This is a genomic window from Streptomyces sp. NPDC057010 (assembly GCF_042673805.1).
Taxonomy (GTDB): Bacteria; Actinomycetota; Actinomycetes; order Streptomycetales; family Streptomycetaceae; genus Streptomyces.
Genome location: NZ_JBHUSC010000073.1, coordinates 1 through 20,591, shown reverse-complemented (window position 1 = coordinate 20,591; position 20,591 = coordinate 1). Strand labels below are relative to the sequence as shown.

The following is a 20,591-nucleotide window of genomic DNA, read 5'->3' as shown; positions in this document are numbered from 1 at the left end:
GAGTCGTCACAAACGGTCGGAAACGGGAGCCGAGCCTTATGGGACCTGTGGAATTCATCGTCCTCGCCTTCCCCGAAGAACAACTGCGGGTCCCGGCGGTCGAGGCCGTGATGGGACTGAGGAAGACCGGCGTGGTCCGGCTGATCGACGGACTCGTGACGACGCGGACCGCGGCCGGCGAGGTGCTGGCAGCGGAGTTCGACGAGTTCCTGGAGCTACGGGGCCTGCTGACGGGCCGGGACGCGGTACGGCTGATCGGGCCGGAGGACGTGAAGGAGGCGGCGGGGCTGCTGGAGCGCGGCAGCTGCGCGCTGCTGCTGGTGGTCGAGCACGTATGGGCCGAGGACGCGGCGATCGCCGTACGGGCGGCGGGCGGCCGGATCGTGGGCTCGGTGCGCATCCCGCCGGACCGGATCCCGACGGACCCGCGGGCGGGGGTCGCCTGATGTTCATCCGACCGGTCGGAGTAACGGTCCACGCGGCCCGGCGGCCGCCGGGCCACCCCCTGCTGCGGGGTCTGCTGACCCGGGCGGCGGGCGCGGTGGAGACCACGGCGGGGGCGGTGGGCCCGGACATGCCGCCCCGGAGGGGCCTGCTGGCGCGGGCGGTGCAGGCGGCGGAATACCCGCCGGAGCCGGAACCGGAGCCGGAACCCCTACCGGAACCACCGGAGCGGGAAGCCGAACCGGAACCGGAACCGGAACCGGAGCCGGAACCCCCGGCAGCACCGCCCCTCCCCCCGGAGCACGAGCAGCACCCCCACACGGGCGAGCCCGTCCCCCCGGCCGAACTGGTGGCGGAGCTCACCCAACTGGCCGAACTCACCCGCGAGGGCCTCCTGACGCCCGAGGAGTTCACCGCGGCCAAGGCCCGCCTCCTCCGCGACTGAAGCGAAGGAGGCGGGCCAACTACCCACTTCCCGCAACCCACTTGCTCTTGCACATAACGTGCAACAAGCTGGCGTGGTCCTTACCGCCTGCCCGGATGCGGAGCCACGCGCCATGCCCCACCTCATACCGGATGCCGGACCCCAGCGCGTCCTCGCCGCCTCGAACTTCGTCTACACCATCGGCAGCGGCCTCTTCCTGACCGCCGGGGTCCTGTACTTCACCCAGGCGGTCCACCTTCCGGTGAGCCAGGTGGGGCTCGGCCTCGGCATCGCCGGCTGCCTCTCGCTCGCCCTGGGGATCGCCGTCGGGCACCTCGCGGACCGGCACGGAGCACGCGGCGTCTACGCGGCCACCCTCGCCGTCCAGGCACTGGCCACGGCCTGCTTCGTGGCCGCCGACAGCTTCTGGCCGTTCGTCCTCGCCGTGTGCGCGGCCACCGGGGCGAAGGCCGCCGGACTGGCCGCGCGCTCCCCGCTCATCAGGCACTACGGCGGCGCCCGGCCCCAGGAGTTCCGCGCCTACCTGCGCGCCGTGACGAACGTCGGCGTCTCCCTCGGGGCCCTGCTGGCGGGCTGGACCGTCCAGGTCGGCACCCTCACCGCCTACCAGCTCCTGGTCATCGGCAACGCGATCGCCTTCGCCGCCTCGGCGGCCCTCCTGCTCCTGCTGCCGCCGGTCGCACCCGGGCCAGCCGCCCACGGGCCCCGCTGGATCGCCCTGCGGGACCGGCCGTACCTCGTCCTCACCGCGCTCGACGGCATCATGGCCGTCCAGTTCAAGGTGCTCACCGTGGCCATCCCGCTCTGGCTGGTGGCGGCCACGACGGCCCCGCGCTGGCTCGTTTCGGGGACCATGCTCGTCAACACCGTCATCGTGATCGTGTTCCAGGTACGGGCCGGCCGCGGCATCGACTCCCCCGCGGCCGGCGCCGTCGCCTACCGCCGGTCGGGCGTGGCCTTCTTCGCCTCGTGCGCGCTGGTCTCGCTGTCGGCGGGGGTGCCGGCGTGGGTGGCCGCGGCGCTGCTCATGACCGCGGTGGTGATCCACACGGCGGGCGAACTGTGGCACTCCGCCGCCGGCTTCGAGGTCTCGTTCGCCCTCGCCCCGCAGCACGCCACCGGCCAGTACCTGGGAGTGTTCGGCCTCGGCGCCGGCCTGGCCGAGGCCTTCGGGCCGAGCCTGCTCATCGCACTGTGCATCACGTGGGGCCGCCCCGGCTGGTTCGTCGTGGGGGCGCTCTTCGCCCTGACGGGCCTCGCGGCCCCCCTCGCCGTCCGCTGGGCCCAACGCCACCGGCACGACGGCGCGTCCGGGCCGATCCTACGGTCGTCTCCCGGCCTCCTCCCGGCAGAACAGACGAGTGCCGCGACCCGGGCGGACGGGGTGATCGGCCCCTCGAAGGGGGTCCGGCCGCGCGATACTCTCCGGGCTGGGCCCGCACGCCCCTCAGTGACCAGGAGAGGAATCCGACCGTGACCGACGCGAAGGACAGGCTGGCCGCATTACGGGCCGACATCGAGCGCCGTAACCCCGCCCAGCCCGAGTTCCACCAGGCCGTACAGGAAGTCCTGGAAACACTGGCCCCCGTCCTCGCGGCCCGCCCCGAGTACGTGGACGCCGGGATCGTCGAGCGGATCCTGGAGCCGGAGCGGCAGATCATCTTCCGGGTCCCCTGGCAGGACGACCACGGCCGGGTCCACGTCAACCGCGGCTACCGCGTGGAGTTCAACAGCGCCCTCGGCCCGTACAAGGGCGGCCTGCGCTTCCACCCCTCCGTGAACATCGGCGTGGTGAAGTTCCTGGGCTTCGAGCAGATCTTCAAGAACGCCCTGACCGGTCTGGGCATCGGCGGCGGCAAGGGCGGCAGCGACTTCGACCCGCACGGCCGTTCCGACGCCGAGGTCATGCGCTTCTGTCAGTCCTTCATGACGGAGCTGCACCGCCACATCGGCGAGCACACGGACGTCCCGGCCGGCGACATCGGCGTCGGCGGCCGCGAGATCGGCTACCTCTTCGGCCAGTACCGGCGCATCACCAACCGCTGGGAGGCCGGCGTCCTCACCGGCAAGGGCCAGGGCTGGGGCGGCTCCGCGATCCGGCCCGAGGCCACCGGCTACGGCAGCGTGCTCTTCGCCGCCGAGATGCTGAAGGTGCGCGGCGAGTCCCTGGACGGCCTCACCGCCGTGGTCTCCGGCTCCGGCAACGTCGCCCTGTACACGATCGAGAAGCTCCAGCAGCTCGGCGCCAACCCGCTGACCTGCTCGGACTCCAGCGGCTACGTCGTCGACGACAAGGGCATCGACCTGGCGCTCCTCCGCCAGATCAAGGAGGTCGAGCGGGGCCGGGTCAGCGAGTACGCCCAGCGGCGCGGGCCGTCGGCCACTTTCGTGCCGGGCGGCCGGGTCTGGGAGGTCCCGGGCGACGTGGCCTTCCCCTCGGCGACCCAGAACGAACTCGGCGCCGAAGACGCCCGCGTCCTCATCTCCAACGGCGTGAAGGCGGTCTCGGAGGGCGCCAACATGCCGACCACCCCCGAGGCGGTGCATCTCTTCCAGTCGGCGGGCGTCGCCTTCGGCCCGGGCAAGGCCGCCAACGCGGGCGGGGTCGCGGTCAGCGCACTGGAAATGGCCCAGAACGCGGGCCGCATCGCCTGGACCCCGACCCGCGTCGAGGAGGAACTGGCACACATCATGCGCTCGATCCACACCACGGCCCACGAAACGGCGGAACGCTACGGCACCCCGGGCGACTACGTCACGGGCGCCAACATCGCCGGCTTCGAACGAGTGGCGGACGCGATGCTGGCCCAGGGCCTCATCTAGCGAACCCGCCCGAGAACCGGATCGAGCCCCCACACCGCCCGATCCGGTTCTCAGCACGTCATCGGAGCGCTCTGGATGTTCAGTAGCCGTGTCCGACACCCCATGCACTCTCCCCTCCTGATCTACACATCCCAGGGGGGATCGCTTTGTCCACTCGTTCCACCGTTCCGCCGCAACCGAGCCCTACGCCGACAAGACGCCCGAGGAAATCCAGCAGCTCGCCTACCACGAGACTCGGACGGCCAGGTTCAAGAAGGTCCGGGGCCAGTTGGCCGCTGAGGGAACGAGCGGCTCACTCGACCTCTTCCTCGCCACCGCGGACTGTGCGGGCACCACCAGCGTCGAAGGCATGGGCACGACGCAGATCCATGCCACGCCCAAGGTCGTCTACGCCAAGCGGGACGCCCAAGCGCTGCGGGCGGGTTTGACGGGGACGAAGGAACAGGAGGACCAGGTGGTCGAGCGGATCGCCGACCGCTGGATCAAGCTGGGCGCGGACCACCCGGACGCGAAGGGCGTCGCCTACGGGTGCCAACTCAGGGACCCCACGATCCTGCTGGCAGAGGAGGCCCCCGAGGTGTCCAGGGGCGCTTCCGCCACTGTCGACGGCCAACCCGCCATCATGCTCACGTATGCGGGTTCGAACGGCGGCACCGTCACCGACTACATAGCCACGCAAGGACGTCCCTACCTGCTGAAGCGGACCGAGACCGGTCGAGAGCCGTCCGAATTCACCTACTACGACTTCGAGACGGTGAACCAGCTCCTGCCGCCCGCCGACAGTGAAGTCGTGCCCACCAACGGCCTCTGACTGGCGGCTCATGCCCAGCCCCAGACGGCCGGCGGACGCCGACCCGGCGATCTGGCGCGTCGCCGTCCCCCGATGGGCTTCTCGACGCCCTCTGGTGCGGGTAGGACCCCAGACGGGCCGCGGACGCCGAGACGTGCGAAGCGCGTAGCGATCTGACGCGTCAGCGGATCCCGGTGGGCTTCTCGGGACCGGTGCGGGCGTCTGCCCGCTGCCCGGGGCCGGCGCCGCATGGCCTGGACGATCGGGCCTGGCGGGCTTGGGGGAGCGGGCCCGCACTTCCCTGGTGCGCCCGTGCATGTGTCTCTGACCCGGCCCGTTCTTTTGGGGGCTTCCCGGCAGTCTTCGGATTTCCGGGTCGGGTCGGTCGGTCAAGGGTGGCCGTAGGCCATCGCGAAGCGACGCGACCGCAGGGAGCGCCCTTGAGGGACCGGCCCGCCCCGGAGAGACGATGAGACTGACGGGAAACCCCCAAACCTCCCTGTTCCGGGTGACCAGGTCCCGAACCCCGAAGCCCCGCCCAGCCGGCCGGCTTACCGGAGCCAAATGCCGATGGGACCGAGGGGACCGGGGGCGAAGGCCCCGCCCGAGTGAGGCCCCCATCCGGGTGGCCCCCCGGAGCCTCGCCGCTCCGTTAAGAAGATTTGTCATACCGGGCGTGGCAGCATCGGCGGCTCGGAGGTGATCCCATGTCACATCGGCCGCTTCGGGCCGCCTGCGTCGCCGCGGTGTTGCTCCTGGCCGCGCCCGGCCCCGGCGCCCGCGCCGAACCCGGAGTGCCCGGTACTCCCGCCGCCCCCGCGGCCCCCGGTGCCCCCGCGGCCCCCGGTGCCCCCGGTGCCCCCGCCGGTGACCGTGGCCAGGGCCCGGGCGGCTCAGCCTCGGCCGGGGGCCCTCCCCCCGGTCATCAGGGAGCGCCCGGCCAGGTCCCGCCGCCCCCGCCGCCCCCGCCGAGAACGTCGGCATGCTGCTCTCCCGCCTCCAAAGCCTCTACCAGAGGGCCGAGGAGGCCGCCGAGGCCTACAACGCCACCGAGGAGGCGCTCAAGTCCCGGCAGGGCGAGGAGCGGCGGCTCAGTGCCGAGCTCGGCAGGGCCCGTACCGCCGTCGGGTCCGAGAAGGCCCTGCTCGGACGGCTGGCCCGGGAGCAGTACCAGGGCGGCCGCGGATTCTCCCCGTACGCCCGGATCCTGCTCGCCAAGGACCCCCAGGCCGCCCTGGACCAGCGCCGGCTCGCCGCCCGCGAGGGCGCCCGGCGGGCCGGCGTGCTCGGCCGGCTCGCCCGCGGCGAGAAGGAGGCCGACGCCCTCGCCACCCGCGCCCGCCAGGCCCTGGACTCCCAGCAGACCCTGGCCTCGGAGCAGAAGCGGCACAAGGACGAGGTGGGCCTCCGGCTCAAGGAGGTGGAGCGGGTGCTGGCCTCGCTCACCGCCGAGCAGCTCGCCCGGCTCGGCGCGCGCGAGGCGGAGGACACCGCCACCGCCCAACGGCAGCTGGTGGATTCGGGCCGCCTGCCCACCCGTACCGGCACGCCCACGGCCGCCGGCGGCGCGGCCCTCACCTACGCGGCCGCCCAGATCGGCAAACCGTACGTCTGGGGCGCCGAGGGCCCGGGGTCCTTCGACTGCTCCGGGCTGACCTCGCAGGCCTGGGCGCACGCCGGCCGCAGCATCCCGCGGACCAGCCAGGAGCAGTGGGCGCAGCTGCCGAAGGTGCCGCTGGACCAGCTGCGCCCCGGTGACCTCGTGGTCTACTTCCCGAAGGCCACGCACGTCGCCCTGTACGTGGGCGACGGCAAGGTCATCCAGGCGCCGCGCCCCGGCGCGAAGGTGAAGGTCTCGCCCCTGGCCGCCAACCCGCTGCTCGGCGCCGTGCGCCCGGACCCGGCCGGCACCCCGCTCGCGGAGTTCACTCCCCCGCCGCTGCCCGAGGCGGACACGACGGGGGACGGCGACACCGGCTACTCCTCCGAAGAGGCACCCGAAGCCGAAGAGACCGACTCCGCGACCTCCGACAGGTAGTCCTCCGCGTCCTCGGGGTCGTAGAAGTACGAGTCGAAGTCGGCCGGGTTGTCGAAGCCGTTGGCGAATCGATTCGCCACCGGCTGGAGCTGCCCGGCCGCGCCGATCAGGTTCAGCACGTGCTCCGGCGGAACGCCCAGCATCGCGTTCGTCCACTGGGTGACCGGCTTGCCGGTGGTGAACCAGTACTTGTCGAAGGTGGCCTTCATCCACGCCTCGTCGAACGGCTTGTCGCCGTGCATCAGGATCGACGACAGGTACGAGGCCGCGCACTTGGCGGCCGCGTTCGACCCCTGCCCCGTGATCGGGTCGTTCGCGACGACGACGTCGGCGACACCCAGCACCAGGCCCCCGCCCGGCAGCCGCCCGATCGGCTTGCGGACCACCGGCGCGTACCGGCCGGCCAGCGTCCCGCCCGCGTCCGTGAGCTCCACCTTCGTCGCCCGCGCGTACTCCCACGGCACGAACTTCTCCATCAGCTCCAGCGTGAGCGCCACGTGCTCGGCCGGGTCCTTCACCCCGTTGAAGACGTCCAGCGGACCGCCCGGGAGACCCTCCCAGAACAGGATGTCCGCACGCCCCGACGTCGTCAGGGTCGGCATCACGAACAGCTCGCCGACGCCCGGCACCAGGTTGCAGCGGACCGCCTCGGTCTCCGGGTGCTCGGGGCGCGGCCCGAGCCCGTGCACGTACGAGACGGCCAGCGCGCGCTGCGGGACGTCGTACGGGGAACGCACCGCGTCCCGCTCGAACATCGACACCAGCTCGCCCTTGCCGGCGGCGACCAGCACCAGGTCGTACGTACGGGAGAAGAAGTCCAGGTCGGCGACCGAGGCGCCGTGGATGACCAGCTGCCCGCCCCGCTGCGTGAAGGTGTCGAGCCAGCCGGCCATCTTCACGCGCTGGTCGACGGACTGCGCGTACCCCTTGAGGCGGCCCAGCCAGTCGACGGCGCGGCCGGCGTCGGGGGCGGCGACGGAGACGCCGACGCCCTCGATCTTCGGGGCCTGCTGCTCCCAGAAGTTGATCCCGAGGTCACGCTCGTGCTGCAGGGCCGTGTCGAACATGCACTGCGTGGACATCACCCGCCCGGTGCGGATCTCGTCCGCCGTCCGGTTGGACATGAGGGTGACCTCGTACCCCTTCGCCTGGAGGCCGAGGGCGAGCTGGAGCCCGGACTGGCCGGCTCCGACGACGAGTATCTTGCGCATGGCGGTTCTCTACTCCGGTGTGGTGTCGAGGGCGTGGCCCACGAGCGTCAGCAGGGATTCGATGACCGTGAGGCGGCTGCGCGCGTCCATGATCACGACGGGGACGTCCGGCGGAATGGTGAGCGCCTCGCGCACGTCCTCCGGCTCGTACGACCGCGAGCCCTCGAAGTGGTTGACGGCGACCGCGTACGGCAGCCCGCAGCTCTCGAAGTAGTCGAGCGCGGGGAAGCAGTCGCGCAGCCGGCGCGTGTCGGCCAGCACGATGCCGCCGATGGCGCCGCGCACCAGGTCGTCCCACATGAACCAGAACCGCTCCTGGCCCGGCGTCCCGTACACGTAGAGGACGAGGTCGTCGTCGAGGGTGACGCGGCCGAAGTCCATGGCGACGGTGGTGGTGTTCTTGTCCGGGGTGCCGGACAGGTCGTCGGTCGTGGCGGCGGCCTGGGTCATCACCGCCTCGGTACGCAGCGGGGTGATCTCGGAGAGGGAGGAGACGAAGGTGCTCTTGCCGACGCCGAAACCGCCCGCGACCAGCACCTTGACGGCCACGGGTGCGCGGGAGCGGTCGTACTGCCAGGGCTGGACGGGCTCGTCGTCCACGGCCGGCGTCACCGGCACCGGACGGTCAGAGACGGCGAAGGCCACCGAGCACCCTTTCGAGCAGCGCGCGTTCGGGGCGGCCGGCGCCGTGGCCCGTCCCGTAGACGCGGATCCTTCCCTGGTCGGCGAGGTCGCTGACGAGGACGCGGACCACGCCGAGCGGCAGCTTCAGCAGCGCCGCGATCTCGGCGATCGTGCGCATGCGACGGCAGACCTCGACGATGGCGGGCATCTCGGGCATGCGGTCGGGCTTCTGCGGCTGCGACGCCTTGGTGTCCAGGGCGGCGACGAAGGTCTCGACGTGCAGGACCTGCGTGAAGCGGGTGCGGCCGCCCGTGAGGGAGTACGGGCGGACGCGGGCGGGGCGGCGCTCGGCGCCGCGTATCGGCAGCCGGTCGGAGGCCGGACTCCTCACGGGGTTTTCTCCATCGACTGGCGCAGCTCGCTGCGGACTTCGGGGGTCAGGACGTGGCCGGCGCGGCCGACGAACAGGGCCATGTGGTAGGCGACGACGCTCATGTCGCAGTCGGGTGCGGCGTGCACGCCGAGCAGCGAGCCGTCGCTGATGGCCATGACGAAGACGGAGCCGTGCTCCATCGCCACCATGGTCTGCTTGACGGAGCCGCCGTCCATGAGGGCGGCCGCTCCGGTGGTGAGGCTGCCCAGTCCGGAGACGATGGTGGCCAGGTCGGCCGAGGCGCCCCGCGGGCCCTTGGCGCGGGGCTCCGGGCGGGATTCCGCTGCGGGGTCGGAGGACAGGAGCAGCAGCCCGTCCGAGGAGACGACGGCGACGGAGTTGACGCCGGGCACCTCCTCGACCAGGTCGGTCAGCAGCCATTGCAGGTTGCGGGCCTGGGTGCTCAGTCCGTACGTACTGGGCGCGGTCATGTGCGTGCCTCCTGTGCGGTGTCCCCCTGGTCGGTTTTCCCCTGCCCCCGGTCCCGCCCCTGCTCCTGCTCCTGCTCCTGCCCCTGTTGCTGCTCCTGATCCCGTTCCAGTTCGGCGGCGGCGACGCGCCGGCCGTCCTGGGCCCCCTGGTAGAAGCCGCCGAGGCGGCGGCGCAGTTCGTCGGCGTCGACGCGGCGCGGCGGCTCGGTCTTCACCTCGTCCAGGCGGGGGGCTGCGGCCACGGAACGCGGGGTGCGCTTCGGCAGGCCCTTGTCGGTGACGGCTTCGGCCGGGTCGGCGGGGTGGCTGCCCTGGCGGGGAAGCCAGTTCCCCTCGGCGGGGGCGTGGGTGTGCGGCTCCGGCTCCGGCTCGTTTTCCCGTACGTCGGCCACGGGCGCGGCACCGGACAGCGCGTCCGCCTCCGCCGGGCCGGGGCCGGCCGCCGCCGGAGGGGCCGGTTCCGCGTCGGGGACGACCCGCGCGAGGAGCTGCTCCTCGGGCCCGGGCCCACCCGGCGCCTCCGCGGCCGGCGCCGGCACGGTGAACACCTGCTCGGCGGGCGGCAGCCGGTCCGCCGGGCCGGCGGCCGGCTCCTCGGCGGGGCCCGCCCCGGACCCAGTGAACACCTGCTCGGCGGACGGCGACTGCCCGTCCCCCGATGCGGCGTCGGAGGCATCGGGCACGACGCGGGCCGGCAGCTCGGCGGCCGGCTCCTCGGCTGCCGCCTCGACCGGCTCCGGGTCCGCGCCCGGCGCGTCCGGCTCGGCCGCCGGCTCCGTGGTTTCCGCCCGGTGCGCGGCCCCGCGCAACCGGCTCGGCAGGGTGTTCTCGTTCGCCTCCGCGACCACGCCCGGCAGGTGCAGCGCGGTTGCGCCCGGCGCGCCCAGCGTGTGCACCGGCGAGGCCGGCGGCGCGTCGGGCAGCAGGGCCGCCGGGACGACGACCAGGGCCTCGGTGCCCCCGTGCCGGGGGGCGCGCAGCTCCGCGGTGACCCCGTGCCGCGCCGCGAGCCGCCCGGCCACGTACAGGCCGAGGCCCAGGCCGTGTTCCGACTCGGGCTCCTCGTCGTAGGCCTCGGGCGTGGCCAGCCGGGCGTTCAGCGATTCCAGCCGGTCCTCGGTGACCCCGATGCCCTCGTCCACGACGGACAGCACCACGTCGCCGGAGTCGAGGAGCCGTCCGGACACCTTGACCTTGGCGTCCGGCGGCGAGAAGGTCGTCGCGTTCTCCAGGAGCTCGGCGAGCACGTGCGAGATGTCGTCGGCCGCGTGCCCCGCCACCTGGGTGAACGAGGGCAGCGCCGCGAGGTCGACGCGCTCGTAGCGCTCGATCTCGCTGACGGCGGCCCGCATGACGTCGACGAGCGGGACCGGCAGGCCCTGTCCGTGGCCGTGTTCCTGACCGGCCAGGACCAGCAGGTTCTCGTTGTGGCGGCGCATCACGGTCGCCAGGTGGTCCAGCTTGAAGAGGGTTTCGAGCCGGTCCGGGTCCTGCTCCTTGGACTCCAGCTCCTCGATGACCGCGAGCTGGCGCTCCACGAGGCCCAGGGTCCGCAGGGACAGCGAGACGGAGGTCGTCGACATGATGCGGCGGTGTTCCTCCAGCCCGGCCCGCAGCTTCGTCAGCTCCTCCTCCAGCACCTCCCGGCTGGAGTTCAGCGCGTCGTTGCGGCCGATGATCCGGCGCCGGTCGGCGTCGAGTCCGGCGATCCGCGTGTGGAGGGCGACGGTCTGGTCCCGCACCGCGTTCAGGTGGCGTACGACCTCGGCGAACTCGTCGTTGCGGCCCGTGAACCGGACCGGCTCCACCGAGCCCTCCGGCGTCGCCAGCCGCTCGGCGCCGCGGCGCAGGACGGACAGCGGGCGGGTCAGCGAGCGCGCCACGGCGGTCGAGAAGCCCACCGCGACGAGGAACAGCACGCCGAGGGCCGCGACCATCATCTCCAGGCGGGTCACGTCGTCGTCGCGCAGCGAGGCGAGCGCGGAGGCGCGCTGGCCGGCGAGCGTGGACTCGACGGACCGCATCCGGTCGACGCGGGCGGTGAGCGCGGAGCCGACGGCGGCCCCGTCGGTCTTGCGGTCGGCCGGGGACAGGGTGGGCCGGTCGGTGAGCCGCTTGAGGTAGTCGTCGGCCGCCTTGACCTCGGGGCCGGTGACGGTGGCGGCGAGGGTCTGGCGGACGTCGGGGCGGGCGGCCCGGGCGAAGTCGTCCAGGGCGGCCTGTTCCCGTACGCGGGCCCGCTGGGCGGCGGTGGTGAGTTCGTCGACCACGGCGGAGTTGGGGAGCTGCTCGCCGCGGGGGACGGCCAGCGCAGCGAGCAGCAGTCCGCGAGTGGCGGAGGCCTGTTCCACGGCCTGGCCCAGCGGGGCCAGCGGCCGGGTGGTGGCGAGGGCGGCCCCGGCGCGCGGCGGGGTCAGTTCGGCGAGCCGGTCGCCGGGGGCGAGGAGTTCGGCGATGACGCCGGCGTAGGCCTGGTGGGCGGCGAGGGCGCTGCCCTTGCCGTCGACGGCCTCGTTGCGGACGGCCTGGATGCGGCCGAGGGCGCGGGCGGTCTCCTCGTCGGCCTCGGCCTGGACCTCGGCGAGCTGCCGGTCCGTGCGCGCTGTGCGCTCCTGGACGGCGGCCTTGGCTCCCCCGGGGCGGCCCTTGGCGGCGTACTCGACGACGGCGTCGCGCTCGTCGGCGAGGAGGTGCGCGAGGGTGAGGGTCTGGTTGCTCTGTTCCGCGAGGGTGACCAGGCGCTGGGAGTCGCTCAGTTCCCGGGTCGCGGAGACGACGGCGGGGGCGCCTGCCGCGAGGACGGTGAGGCCGGCGACGGCGACGCCGAGGACCAGCCTGCGGCGCACGCGGACGCGGCGTCCTGCGGGGGCCGGGCCGTCGGTGGCGGTGCCGTTCTTCCGAGACCGCTTCTTCTGCACCGGTGCTCGCAATCCTGTACGTGTGCTGTTGCTCGTCTACTCGTGTGGCCGAGGTAACGGCCGGTCAACAAGTAAACGCCCCCTGCCCCCTCGTACCGCCACAGACCTTTGCAGTGTGATGGGGAGAGAGCCGCACATCGCCCACCCGGCCACTCGAACGAGTGAACATCACGGATGAGTTGGCGACCAACTCGGACACCTCGTGCCAGAGGTCTGCCGTGGACAGGTGGTTGAAAGATCGAGGCGGGCTTTGGCAGGATGCCCCGCCCACATTCCGGTTGGCGCCGCGAAGGCCGCCGAACGGCCGCCACCGGCCCGGCGGACGGGGCGGCCCGCCTCGTTCCCCATTGGTACGGACCTGCCCGCGCGGCGGGTGCCCCGCCCGGCAGAATGCCGGTATGCGCATCGACCTCGCCTCGGCCCCCGGCAACCCGGAACGCCCCAATGAGGACTGGCTGTCGGCCTCGATCCCGGCTTCGGGAGGCGGTGTGCTGGTCGCCCTGGACGGGGTCACCCCGCCGCGCGGCGAGGACGGCTGCGTGCACGGGGTGCCGTGGTTCGCGGCGCGGCTCGGCGGGCGATTGACCGAACTGTCCGGATCGCGGCGGGACATGCCACTGGAGCGGATCCTGGCGGAGGCGATCCGCGCCACGGCCGATGCCCACCGGGACGCGTGTGACCTTTCTCACGTCCGCACGCCGCAGGCGACGGTGGTGATGGTCCGCTGGGACGCGGCGTACGTGGAGCACCTGGTGCTCTCGGACTCCGTACTGCTCCTGGAGGGGCCGGGGGGTGAGGTGACGGCGGTGCTCGACGACCGGCTGGACCGGATCCCGGGGGAGGTGCGGGGGTCGGTGGCCGCCACGGACGCCCTGCGGAACGCGGAGGGCGGCTTCTTCACGGCGGCCGCGGACCCGGCGGTGGCGGGGCGGGCGGTGACGGGGCGGACGCCGCGCGGGGAGGTCCGGGCGGTGGCCGCGCTGACGGACGGGGCGAGCCGGTGGACGGACACGTTCGGGGAGGGTGACTGGGCGCAGTGCCTGGCCGTGCTGCGGAAGGAGGGCGCGGAGGGGCTGATCGGCCGGGTCCGCGCCATCGAGTCCGACCCGGCCCGCCCCCCGGCCCGCCACAAACGCCACGACGACGCCTCGGCCGCGTACGCGGAGCTGTAACACCACCCGTCCCGCGCGGGGGCGATGGCTCCGCGGGGCCGGGAGGGGTGTCGGTGCCGGCGGGGCCGGGCGCGCGCCGGGGCACCTCCTCGGGCGCCGAACGTGACCAGGGGTCGGGGGGTGGCGGCGGGACAGTGTTCGGCGCCCTGCGGGGGCGCCCCGCCACACACCCGGCCCCGCCGACACCGGGCGGCACGGGACGGGCTACTCGGCTCCCGCGTTCAGCTGGTGGAGCAGTCGCGCCAGTTCGGCGACTTCGCCGCGGTCCCAGTCGGCGAGCTTGCGCATGTACTGCTCGCGGCGGGCGTCCCGTACGCGCAGGAACCGCTCGCGGCCCTCCTCCGTGAGGCCGATCAGGAAGGCCCGGCCGTCGGCGGGATCCGGCTCGCGGGCGACCAGCCCCAGGACCTCCAGGGCCCGCAGCTGACGGCTCATGGTGGCCTTGCCGACGCCGAAGTAGGCGGCGAGCTCGGTGGCCCGCTGCCGGCCGGCGGCCTCCAGACGGGTCAGCAGCCCGTACGCGGCGGGCTCCAGCTCGGGGTGGAGGGCCCGGGCCATCTCGCCGGAGGAGGCGCGAGCACGCCGGAGGAAGACGGACAGCTCCCGCTCCAGGGCAAGGAACTCCTGGTCTTCACTGGCGTGCACGTACCGCTCCCTTGGTGGCCGGGTGATGGGGGCCCAGTATTTCGCAGCGGACCTGCCCCCGCCCCGGGACCCCGCCGATGTGGACCCCGCCCCGGCATCTCGCCGTGGTCGGCCCCCGCCGGCAGCCCCCGCCCGGCGCCGCCGCAGGCCCGGATCCAGCCCTCCGGCGTTCAGTCCCGGCGGGCCACCGCATCGTCCGGCACCGGTGTCGCCGCGCGCCCGGCGAAGCGCATGGCCACGCACGCTCCCAGGTACAGCAGGGCCACGACGAGCAGCAGTGTCTGGTAGCCCGTCACCAGCGCCAGGTACTCGAGCGCGCCCCCGGTCAGGGCTCCCAGCAGGTTCGCGCCGAAGGCGGAGGTCGGGTCCGGGGCGAGTGCGAGGCGGTCCGAGAAGATGAGGTTGGCACAGAAGATGGGGGCGAAGGCCAGGGCGATGGCGGCGGCGAGCCGGGCGGGGAAGGGCAGCGAGAGCACGGCGTGCGCCGGGACGAGCCAGGCCACCGCGAGGGTGGCGAAGAGGAGCAGCTGCAGCAGCAGCTGGTTGACCCGCGGCAGCCGGCGCCGAACCTCGACCCCCGCGAGGACGGCTAGGAGGACGCCGATGAAGACGAGGGCGTTGACCAGCCAGGTCGTGCCGAAGTAGAGCGCGAAGTTGATCACGTTCTTCGTTTCGAGCAGCATGAAGGCCGCTCCCAGCAGGAACATGTCGGCGTAACGGACCGTGCTGCGGATCCGGACCCCGGTCAGGCGCACCGACAGGAGCGTCACGAGCAGGATCGCGCCCAGCGCGCCCAGGTAGAGCGTCGGGATGCTCCGGTGGAGCAGGTACGGGAAGGGCCGGTCGTCGCTCGCGGCCGCCGGGACGACGCCACTGGGCTGCCAGGTCTGGTCGCAGGACTGGTCGGCGGCCGTCATGCCGGCCACCAGTACGGCCGCGTTCTGGCCGAACGTCGACATGCAGGGGGCGTGGCCGTAGACCTCGTCGAGGGTGCCCGCGAAGCGGTCGACGAGCCAGCTCTGCCGATAGTAGTTGTACATGACGAACGCGCCGTGCGGCGTGAGGTGTTCGCGTGCGGCCTCGAACGCCTGCCTGGTGAAGAGATAGCTCTCCAACCGCAGATTGCTCGCGCCGGACACCAGCGTCAGCGAGTCCGGCAGCGCCAGCACGGCGAGGTCGTACTTGGTGTCCGTCCGCTCCAGGAAGGCCCGTCCGTCATCGATGTGGACGTGCACCCGGGGGTCGTCGTACGGCCTCGCCGGGTGCAGGTCCGCGCCGATCTCCTGCAACCGGGGATCGATCTCGACCGCGTCCACGCGTTCCGCCCCGTTCGCCAGCGCGACCGCGACGTCGTTGCCGTTGCCGGCTCCGATGACCAGGACGCGCTTGTGCGGATTGTCGGGCGTCCGGTCGTAGGCCTGCCGTTGGGGCGAGTTCTCCATCAGCGTCGGGAGCGGCACGATGGCCTGGTGCGGGATGCCGTTCACGGCGATCGTCGGGTTGAAGAGCTGGACCTTGTAGTAAGGCGACCAGGAGACGCCGGCCGTCGTCGTCTCCGCGAACAGCGCGGCGACCATCGCCGCGAGGGGGATTGCGTACCGCAGGATGTTGCGCCGTCCGCCGAGGACCAGCAGGGCCGCGGCCGCGACCACGCCCCACACGACCGACGGAGCGCGGAGCCAGGAGAGCAGGGCGAAGGACACCGAGCCGGTGAGGCTGCCGAGCAGGTCGTAGCGGTAGGCGTCGAGCGGGCGGAGCCGGCGGAAGAGATCGGCGGTGATCTTGCCGATCGCCGTCATGATCACGGCGGTCAGCAGGAAGATGGCCGGCAGCGTCACCCACTCGGGGAAGCCGGTGGTCCTCACCGAGGTGAAGTAGAGGACCTGGCTGCTGCTCTGACGCACCTGCACCGGATACTCGCGCACCAGGACGACGAGGAGCGCGAGCGGGACCGGCGCCCAGCGCTTGAGCCACTGCCCGCGCGCGGCGGGGATCAGGAAACCGAGGCCGATGCCGAGGAACGACCCCAGCAGGACGAAGTTCGAAAAGTAACTGAGGTGGACGACGTTGGCGCCCGCCCATCTGATCAGCGCCAGCTCGACGAAGAGCATGGTGGCGCTGGCCAGCAGTAGCTCCCAGCGCACCGACCTGTCGGTCTGTCCGGTTTCGCTCCGCTTCATGTGTGCTGAGAGTGCCACCTCCGGTGGCGGGGCGCCGGATGCCTTGCCGGTGTCGTGACGCGGATGGCTGCCGACGCGGGCCAGGACCCCGGCTGGGGTCCTGGCCCGGTGGCGTTCGACAACGCTACGGGTCAGTACACCTAGGCGGCCGCCGACACCGTCACCTCAGCCCCGGCCAGGGCCAGCTCCAGTACCTGCCGTACATCCGTCACCGGGTGCACCTCCAACCCCTCCAGCACCTCCGCCGGCACGTCATCCAGGTCGGCCTCGTTCCGCTTCGGGATGATGACCGTGGTCAGCCCGGCCCGGTGCGCGGCGAGCAGCTTCTGCTTGACCCCGCCGATCGGCAGCACCCGCCCCGTCAGGGAGACCTCGCCGGTCATCGCCACATCCGTCCGCACCTGCCGCCCCGACAGCAGCGAAGCCAGCGCCGTCGTCATGGTGATGCCCGCACTCGGGCCGTCCTTCGGCACCGCGCCCGCCGGGAAGTGGATGTGCACGCCCCGGTCCTTCAGGTCGGCGACCGGGAGTTCCAGCTCCGCGCCGTGCGAGCGCAGGAAGCTCAGCGCGATCTGCGCCGACTCCTTCATCACGTCGCCGAGCTGCCCGGTGAGGGTGAGCCCCGCGGCCCCGGTCTCCGGGTCGGCCAGCGAGGCCTCCACGAAGAGCACGTCGCCGCCCGCGCCGGTGACGGCCAGCCCGGTGGCCACGCCGGGGACGGCGGTGCGCCGCTCGGCCGGGTCCTGGGCGGACTCCGGTACGTGGTGCGGCCGCCCGATCAGCCCCCGCAGGTCCTCGGCACCGATCCGGAACGGCAGCTCCCGCTCCCCCAGCTCGTGCTGCGAGGCCACCTTGCGCAGCAGCCGCGCGATGGACCGCTCCAGGGTGCGGACGCCCGCCTCCCGCGTGTACTCGCCGGCCAGCCTGCGCAGGGCGTCCTCCTCCAGGACGACCTCGTCGGCGCCGAGTCCGGCGCGCTCCAGCTGGCGCGGCAGCAGGTGGTCCCGCGCGATCACGACCTTCTCGTCCTCGGTGTAGCCGTCGAGGCGGACGAGCTCCATCCGGTCGGCGAGCGCCTCCGGGATGGCCTCCAGGACGTTGGCGGTGGCGAGGAAGACCACGTCGCTGAGGTCCAGCTCGACCTCCAGGTAGTGGTCGCGGAAGGTGTGGTTCTGCGCCGGGTCCAGGACCTCCAGCAGGGCTGCGGCCGGGTCGCCGCGGAAGTCGGAGCCGACCTTGTCGATCTCGTCGAGCAGGACCACCGGGTTCATCGACCCGGCCTCCTTGATGGCCCGTACGATCCGCCCGGGCAGCGCGCCGACGTAGGTCCGGCGGTGTCCGCGCACCTCGGCCTCGTCCCGTACGCCACCGAGCGCGACGCGGACGAACTTGCGCCCCATGGCGTGCGCGACGGACTCGCCGAGCGAGGTCTTGCCGACGCCGGGCGGTCCGACGAGCGCGAGCACGGCCCCGCCGCGGCGGCCGCCGATGACGCCCATCCCCCGCTCGGAACGCCGCTTGCGCACGGCGAGGTACTCCGTGATGCGGTCCTTCACGTCACTCAGCCCGGCGTGCTCGGCGTCGAGGACGGCCCGCGCGCCGCGGATGTCGTACCGGTCCTCCGTGCGCTCGTTCCAGGGCAGCTCCAGCACGGTGTCGAGCCAGGTCCGGATCCAGGACCCCTCGGGGCTCTGGTCGCTGGCCCGCTCCAGCTTCTCGACCTCCTTGAGCGCGGCCTCCCGTACCTTCTCGGGCAGGTCGGCGGCCTCGACGCGGGCCCGGTAGTCGTCGGACTCCTCGCCGTCCTTCTCCCCGTTGAGCTCGCGCAGTTCCTTGCGTACGGCCTCCAGCTGGCGCCGGAGCAGGAACTCCCGCTGCTGCTTGTCGACGCCGTCCTGGACGTCCTTGGCGATGGACTCGGCGACGTCCTGCTCGGCGAGGTGGTCGCTGAGCCACTGGATGGCGAGCCTGAGCCGGGCGACGGGATCGGCGGTCTCCAGCAGTTCGACCTTCTGGGCCACCGTCAGGAACGGCGAGTAGCCGGAGTTGTCGGCGAGCGCCGACACCCCCTCGATCTGCTGGACCCGGTCCACGACCTGCCAGGCCCCGCGCTTCTTGAGCCAGCTGGTGGCGAGCGCCTTGTACTCCTTGACGAGCTCGGTGACGGCCCCGGGCAGCGGATCGGGAACCTTCTCGTCCACGGTCTCGCCCTCGACCCAGAGCGCCGCCCCGGGCCCGGTGGTGCCGGCCCCGATCCGGACCCGCCCGCGACCGCGGATGAGCGCCCCGGGGTCACCGTCGGAGAGCCGGCCCACCTGCTCGACGGTCCCGAGCACTCCGGTCCCGGCGTACTTGCCGTCGACCCGCGGCACGAGCAGCACCCGGGGCTTCCCGGTCCCCGCCGCGGCCTGCGCCGCTTCCACGGCGCCGCGCACCTCGGCGTCGGACAGGTCCAGAGGAACGACCATCCCAGGCAGCACGACCTCGTCGTCGAGCGGCAGCACGGGCAGGGTGAGCGTTACGGACGTCGAAGCCATGATCTTCCCTCCGGCAGTGAAGTTGAGCTATGCCGACTCAATGCACCTGCGCGCCCCAATGTTCCCCAACCCCCGTTCGCCCGGGGCGAACAGGCCGTCAGGGGCCCGTCACACGGCGGAGAGGCGTACGTCCCCCGAGGTGGTCCTGGCGGAGAGGTGGGAGGGGGCCGCCGGGTCCGTGGGGAGGGTGACCTCGCGGTCGCCGGAGGTGGTGGACACCTCGATCCGGTAGGCGGAGGAGGGCACCTTCAGGGTGACGTTGCCCGAGCTGGTCTCGGCGTCCACCGAGGCGGGGGCCCGGCTGAACTCCACGCGGGTGTCGCCGGAGTCGGAGCGCAGGTGGGCGCTCGGCCCGGCGAGGCCGCCCGCGGTGATCGGTCCCGAGGACGTGCGGACCTTCAGCGGCCCGGCGATGCGCTCCGCCGTGACCGCGCCGGAGTCGGCCTGTACGTCGGCGCCCGCCACGCCCGTCACGGTGATGCGGCCGCTGCTGCTTTCGAGCCTGACCGTGGCGGAGGCCGGCACCTCCAGGCGGTAGTCGATGTAGCAGCTGCCGGAGCAGCCGTTGTCGAAGGACAGCACACCGCCGGTGACCCGCTGCCCGGGCGTGGGAACGGCGTCGCCGCGGTAGTGGACGGTCCGCCGGATCCCGACCCCCGGCCCGGCGCCCGCGACCACCTCGATCGACCCGGCCCGGGCCCCGGTCACCTCCACCGCGCTGACGGCCTCGGTCACGGTGGCGTCGGCCGACGCGGTCTTCTGCGGGCCGTCCCCGAAGGAACATCCGGCGAGCAGCGCACCGGCCCCGAGGGCGGCGACGGCGGTGCGGGCGAATCGAACTGAGGGGGCGTAAGAGGTCATGCCCCGATCCTTCCGGCCGAGCCCCCTCCGGGCCGATGGTGCCGGTACCCGAACCCCTGGTGGGGTTATCCCCCGGTGACGACGGGGCGCCGGGGTGAGGGGAGGCCCCATTCGCTCCAGGAGCCGTCGTAGACCGCGGGAGCGCGGTAGCCGGCGAGGGTGGCGCCCAGGGCCAGGACGCAGGCCGTCACTCCGGAGTCGCAGCTGAAGTAGAGCCTTTCACGGGTGCCGGCCAGGGCCTCGAAGGCGGCGCGGAGTTCGCCGGGCGGCCGCATCCGGCCGTCGGCCTGCCGGAGTTCGCCGAAGGGGAGGTTGAGCGCGCCGGGCATGTGGCCGCCGCGCAGGCCCGGGCGGGGTTCGGGGGCCGTGCCGGCGAAGCGCTCGCGGGTGCGGGCGTCGAGGACGGCGGCGGCCGGGTCGGCCAGGGCGGCGGTGACGGCCTCGGCGTCGACCAGGAGCCCGGCCCGCGGGCGGGCCGTGAAGGAGCCGCGCGGGCCCCCGTACGCCGGGGTGGCCTGCTCGACGGGCAGGCCGGCGGCGGTCCAGGCGGGCAGGCCCCCGTCGAGGACCGCGGCCCGGTCGAAGCCCATGGCGCGCAGCATCCACCAGGCGCGGGCGCTGGAGTAGATGCCGGCACCGTCGTAGACGACGACGGTGGAGGTGTCGTCGACGCCCAGAGCCCGCATCGCCTCGGTGAACGCCGCGGCCCCGGGCATGGTGTGCGGGGCCGCTGCCGCGGGGTCGGACAGCGGGCCGTCGAGGTCGAAGGGCCGCGCGCCGGGTATCCGCTCGGGGCCACCCCGATGGGCCCCGACGGAGGCGTCGAAGACCACCAGCCCGGGCTCGCCCAGCCTCGCGGCCAGCCAGTCGGCTCCGACGAGCGGGCCGGGTACGGATACGGTCACGTGGGCCTCCAGGGGTGGGTACGGGGCTGACTGCCCATCCTCACGCACCGACGCCGGGGTCGGGGACGGGGTGGGGGGCCGGGGTCGGGGACGGGGTGGGGTGTCGTCCGGGACGGGCTTCGATGTTCGGCGCC

At 73.3% G+C, this 20,591-nt stretch carries 17 protein-coding genes; 7 read left to right on the top strand and 10 right to left on the bottom strand.

All coding sequences use genetic code 11. The annotated features are described in order from the left end of the window. Positions 1 to 38: 38 nt before the first annotated feature. The 6 genes from ACFTXQ_RS33805 (at position 39) to ACFTXQ_RS33780 (ending at position 6,540) form a co-directional block, all read left to right on the top strand. Positions 39 to 446 (top strand): DUF6325 family protein, encoded by a 408-nt coding sequence (locus ACFTXQ_RS33805; protein ID WP_382648611.1) that lies wholly within the window; start codon positions 39 to 41, stop codon positions 444 to 446. Then, entirely contained in the window at positions 446 to 889 is a 444-nt protein-coding gene (locus tag ACFTXQ_RS33800) for an SHOCT domain-containing protein (protein ID WP_382648608.1), read from the top strand. Before ACFTXQ_RS33805 ends, ACFTXQ_RS33800 begins: the two co-directional genes overlap by 1 nt. A 112-nt stretch (positions 890 to 1,001) precedes the next feature. Continuing rightward, positions 1,002 to 2,366: an MFS transporter gene (locus tag ACFTXQ_RS33795; protein ID WP_382648606.1), complete on the top strand. Its 1,365-nt coding sequence runs from the start codon at positions 1,002 to 1,004 to the stop codon at positions 2,364 to 2,366. After that, positions 2,363 to 3,712, top strand: coding sequence for an NADP-specific glutamate dehydrogenase (gene gdhA / locus ACFTXQ_RS33790; RefSeq protein WP_382648604.1), 1,350 nt, complete (start codon positions 2,363 to 2,365; stop codon positions 3,710 to 3,712). Before ACFTXQ_RS33795 ends, gdhA begins: the two co-directional genes overlap by 4 nt. 268 nt (positions 3,713 to 3,980) lie before the next feature. Next, positions 3,981 to 4,523, top strand: a complete 543-nt coding sequence (locus ACFTXQ_RS33785) for a hypothetical protein (RefSeq protein ID WP_382648602.1) — start codon at positions 3,981 to 3,983, stop codon at positions 4,521 to 4,523. A 961-nt stretch (positions 4,524 to 5,484) separates the two neighbouring features. Next, positions 5,485 to 6,540 carry an NlpC/P60 family protein gene (locus ACFTXQ_RS33780; RefSeq protein ID WP_382648599.1) on the top strand — a complete coding sequence of 352 codons (1,056 nt, stop codon included), beginning with the start codon at positions 5,485 to 5,487 and terminating at the stop codon, positions 6,538 to 6,540. On the opposite strand, the gene ACFTXQ_RS33775 is transcribed toward ACFTXQ_RS33780, so the two are convergent. Genes ACFTXQ_RS33775 through ACFTXQ_RS33755 form a run of 5 tightly spaced genes read right to left on the bottom strand, consistent with a single transcriptional unit; the run spans position 6,480 to position 12,157 of the window. Next, the gene (locus ACFTXQ_RS33775) at positions 6,480 to 7,751 is read right to left on the bottom strand and encodes a styrene monooxygenase/indole monooxygenase family protein (RefSeq protein ID WP_382648597.1); all 1,272 of its coding nucleotides are present in this window, start codon (positions 7,749 to 7,751) and stop codon (positions 6,480 to 6,482) included. The genes ACFTXQ_RS33780 and ACFTXQ_RS33775 overlap by 61 nt on opposite strands. A 9-nt stretch (positions 7,752 to 7,760) precedes the next feature. Further along, entirely contained in the window at positions 7,761 to 8,396 is a 636-nt protein-coding gene (locus ACFTXQ_RS33770) for an ATP/GTP-binding protein (RefSeq protein WP_382648594.1), read from the bottom strand. Beyond that, the gene (locus ACFTXQ_RS33765; RefSeq protein ID WP_382648592.1) at positions 8,377 to 8,766 is read right to left on the bottom strand and encodes a DUF742 domain-containing protein; all 390 of its coding nucleotides are present in this window, start codon (positions 8,764 to 8,766) and stop codon (positions 8,377 to 8,379) included. Before ACFTXQ_RS33765 ends, ACFTXQ_RS33770 begins: the two co-directional genes overlap by 20 nt. Next, positions 8,763 to 9,239 carry a roadblock/LC7 domain-containing protein gene (locus ACFTXQ_RS33760; RefSeq protein ID WP_382648589.1) on the bottom strand — a complete coding sequence of 159 codons (477 nt, stop codon included), beginning with the start codon at positions 9,237 to 9,239 and terminating at the stop codon, positions 8,763 to 8,765. The genes ACFTXQ_RS33765 and ACFTXQ_RS33760 overlap by 4 nt, the downstream gene beginning before the upstream one ends. Beyond that, positions 9,236 to 12,157: a nitrate- and nitrite sensing domain-containing protein gene (locus tag ACFTXQ_RS33755; protein WP_382648587.1), complete on the bottom strand. Its 2,922-nt coding sequence runs from the start codon at positions 12,155 to 12,157 to the stop codon at positions 9,236 to 9,238. Before ACFTXQ_RS33755 ends, ACFTXQ_RS33760 begins: the two co-directional genes overlap by 4 nt. 398 nt (positions 12,158 to 12,555) lie before the next feature. On the opposite strand from ACFTXQ_RS33755, the gene ACFTXQ_RS33750 reads away from it, so the two are divergent. After that, positions 12,556 to 13,329 (top strand): protein phosphatase 2C domain-containing protein, encoded by a 774-nt coding sequence (locus ACFTXQ_RS33750; RefSeq protein WP_382648584.1) that lies wholly within the window; start codon positions 12,556 to 12,558, stop codon positions 13,327 to 13,329. Between the two features lie 204 nt (positions 13,330 to 13,533). Here ACFTXQ_RS33750 and ACFTXQ_RS33745 read toward each other — a convergent pair whose 3' ends face one another. The 5 genes from ACFTXQ_RS33745 to ACFTXQ_RS33725 form a co-directional block, all read right to left on the bottom strand. Beyond that, entirely contained in the window at positions 13,534 to 13,974 is a 441-nt protein-coding gene (locus ACFTXQ_RS33745) for a MarR family winged helix-turn-helix transcriptional regulator (protein WP_382648581.1), read from the bottom strand. Between the two features lie 170 nt (positions 13,975 to 14,144). Then, entirely contained in the window at positions 14,145 to 16,154 is a 2,010-nt protein-coding gene (locus tag ACFTXQ_RS33740) for a spermidine synthase (RefSeq protein WP_382648578.1), read from the bottom strand. 140 nt (positions 16,155 to 16,294) lie between these two features. After that, positions 16,295 to 18,691 (bottom strand): endopeptidase La, encoded by a 2,397-nt coding sequence (lon, locus tag ACFTXQ_RS33735; RefSeq protein ID WP_382648575.1) that lies wholly within the window; start codon positions 18,689 to 18,691, stop codon positions 16,295 to 16,297. A gap of 108 nt (positions 18,692 to 18,799) precedes the next feature. Beyond that, on the bottom strand, positions 18,800 to 19,552 hold the full coding sequence (locus ACFTXQ_RS33730; RefSeq protein ID WP_382648572.1) for a DUF4097 domain-containing protein: 753 nt from the start codon (positions 19,550 to 19,552) through the stop codon (positions 18,800 to 18,802). A 65-nt stretch (positions 19,553 to 19,617) separates the two neighbouring features. Continuing rightward, entirely contained in the window at positions 19,618 to 20,457 is an 840-nt protein-coding gene (locus ACFTXQ_RS33725) for a sulfurtransferase (protein ID WP_382648571.1), read from the bottom strand. Between the last annotated feature and the right edge of the window lie 134 nt (positions 20,458 to 20,591).